General features: G+C 46.9%; 1 tRNA gene and 1 rRNA gene. Both read left to right on the top strand.

Going from position 1 to position 3,192, the window contains the following annotated elements:
- Positions 1-74: transfer RNA gene (locus MPF19_RS18690), tRNA-Ala, on the top strand.
- A gap of 191 nt (positions 75-265) precedes the next feature.
- Positions 266-3,150: ribosomal RNA gene (locus MPF19_RS18685) — 23S ribosomal RNA — on the top strand.
- Positions 3,151-3,192 lie beyond the last annotated feature (42 nt).

The raw sequence follows: 3,192 nt of genomic DNA, 5'->3' as shown, positions 1-3,192 counted from the left end.
GGGGGATTAGCTCAGCTGGCTAGAGCGCTTGCCTTGCACGCAAGAGGTCATCGGTTCGACTCCGATATTCTCCACAACGGCTTATAGTTGTTGCTGATTTAATTATCAGTGGCGATTCGCCACAAGTTCATTGACATATTGGTAAAATGATATCGTAAGAATCAAATAGATAGAGAACGATTAGAGTAATATCTAATCAAATAATTTTTTTATAAAAATATAAAAGAGTTCATTATAGTGTGGCAACACACTGTAGCAAAAAGTACAATAAGTTAAGTAAGGGCGTATGGCGGATGCCTAGGCTCTCAGAGACGACGAAGGACGTGATAAGCTGCGAAAAGCTACGGGGAGGGGCACATACCTTTTGATCCGTAGATATCCGAATGGGGCAACCCGGCATGTTGAAGACATGTCACCTATTTATAGGGGTAAACCCGGTGAACTGAAACATCTAAGTAACCGGAGGAAGAGAAAACAATAGTGATTCCGTTAGTAGTGGCGAGCGAACGCGGATTAGCCCAAACCTATTTTGTTACGGCAAAATAGGGGTTGTAGGGCCACGATATTCGAAGATAAGTGAATTAGAATTGTTTGGAAAGACAAACCATAGAGGGTGATAGTCCCGTAAAAGTAAGCGAATTTAAGATAGTGGTACCCTGAGTAGTGCGGGACACGAGTAATCCTGTATGAATCCACCGGGACCATCCGGTAAGGCTAAATACTCCTGAGAGACCGATAGTGAACTAGTACCGTGAGGGAAAGGTGAAAAGAACCCTAAGTAAGGGAGTGAAATAGAACCTGAAACCGTACGCCTACAAGCGGTCGGAGCATCATTTATGGTGTGACGGCGTGCCTTTTGCATAATGAGCCTACGAGTTACTGTTTCTAGCAAGGTTAATTGATTAAGTCAAGGAGCCGTAGCGAAAGCGAGTCTGAATAGGGCGCTTTAGTTAGTAGTAGTAGACGCGAAACCGAGTGATCTACCCATGGGCAGGTTGAAGCTGTGGTAACACACAGTGGAGGACCGAACCAGTTGACGTTGAAAAGTCTTTGGATGACCTGTGGGTAGGGGTGAAAGGCCAATCAAACTCGGAAATAGCTCGTACTCCCCGAAATGCATTTAGGTGCAGCGTTGAGTAAAAGTTTTATAGAGGTAGAGCTACTGATTGGATGCGGGGGCTTCACCGCCTACCAATTCCTGACAAACTCCGAATGCTATAAAATGTTTCTCAGCAGTGAGGGCATGGGTGCTAAGGTCCATGTCCGAGAGGGAAAGAACCCAGACCATCAGCTAAGGTCCCCAAATATATGTTAAGTTGAAAAAACGAGGTGAAATTGCTTAGACAGCTAGGATGTTGGCTTGGAAGCAGCCATTCATTTAAAGAGTGCGTAACAGCTCACTAGTCGAGCGATTTTGCATGGATAATAATCGGGCATAAACATATTACCGAAGCTATGGATTAACGTTGAAAGACACGTTAGTGGTAGGGGAGCATTGTAATCAGCGTAGAAGGTGTACTGTGAGGTATGCTGGAGTGGTTACAAAAGAAAATGTAGGCATAAGTAACGATAATGGGGGCGAGAAACCCCCACACCGAAAGACTAAGGTTTCCTCAGCGATGCTAATCAGCTGAGGGTTAGTCGGGTCCTAAGGCGAATCCGAAGGGAGTAGTCGATGGATAACAGGTTAATATTCCTGTACTTCTTATAATTGCGATGGGGTGACGGAGTAATGAAAGCACCGCGAACTGACGGAATAGTTCGTTGAAACATGTAGCTATTAGACTTGTAGGTAAATCCGCAGGTTTAGGTGAAGTGTGATAGTACCAAGCGTCTTCGGACAATTGGATAGTGTGCCTAAGGGCTTCCAAGAAAAACCTCTAAGCTTCAGATTATAAGAACCCGTACCGTAAACCGACACAGGTAGTTGGGATGAGAATTCTAAGGTGCTCGAGAGATTCATGGCTAAGGAACTAGGCAAAATAGACCCGTAACTTCGGGAGAAGGGTCGCCCATCTTCGGATGGGCCGCAGTGAAAAGGTCCAGGCGACTGTTTATCAAAAACACAGGGCTTTGCTAAATTGAAAGATGATGTATAAGGCCTGACACCTGCCCGGTGCTGGAAGGTTAAGTGGAGGGTTTAGCTTCGGCGAAGATCTGAAATGAAGCCCCAGTAAACGGCGGCCGTAACTATAACGGTCCTAAGGTAGCGAAATTCCTTGTCGGGTAAGTTCCGACCTGCACGAATGGTGCAACGATCTGGACACTGTCTCAGCCATGAGCTCGGTGAAATTGTAGTATCGGTGAAGATGCCGATTACCCGCAGCGGGACGAAAAGACCCCGTGAACCTTTACTATAGCTTAGTATTGGCTTTGGATAAGTAATGTGTAGGATAGGTGGGAGACATTGAAGCGGCGTCGCTAGGCGTTGTGGAGTCGTCCTTGAAATACCACCCTTTGCTTATCTAGAGTCTAACTCAGAGATGAGGACAGTGCTTGGTGGGTAGTTTGACTGGGGTGGTCGCCTCCAAAAGAGTAACGGAGGCTTCTAAAGGTACCCTCAGTACGCTTGGTAACCGTACGTAGAGTGCAATGGCATAAGGGTGCTTGACTGAGAGACATACAGGTCGATCAGGTTGGAAACAAGAGCATAGTGATCCGGTGGTTCCGCATGGAAGGGCCATCGCTCAAAGGATAAAAGGTACTCCGGGGATAACAGGCTGATCTCCCCCAAGAGCTCATATCGACGGGGGGGTTTGGCACCTCGATGTCGGCTCGTCACATCCTGGGGCTGGAGAAGGTCCCAAGGGTTGGGCTGTTCGCCCATTAAAGTGGCACGCGAGCTGGGTTCAGAACGTCGTGAGACAGTTCGGTCTCTATCTGCTGTGGGCGTTAGAAATTTGCGTGGATCTGACTCTAGTACGAGAGGACCGAGTTGGACTGACCTCTAGTGTACCTGTTGTTTCGCCAGAAGCATAGCAGGGTAGCTACGTCGGGAAGGGATAAGCGCTGAAAGCATATAAGCGCGAAACCCACCACAAGATGAGATTTCTTTAAAGGGTCGTTGGAGATTACAACGTTGATAGGTCATAGGTGTAAAGGCAGTAATGTCATAGCCAAGTGATACTAATAACCCATAGACTTATGTACGCTTCCCGCCGAAAGGCGGGAGCACAGACTCTTTATTTATTA

The organism is Polaribacter sp. Z014, from assembly GCF_023555435.1.
Taxonomy (GTDB): Bacteria; Bacteroidota; Bacteroidia; order Flavobacteriales; family Flavobacteriaceae; genus Polaribacter.
This window is presented reverse-complemented; position numbering and strand designations above follow the sequence as displayed.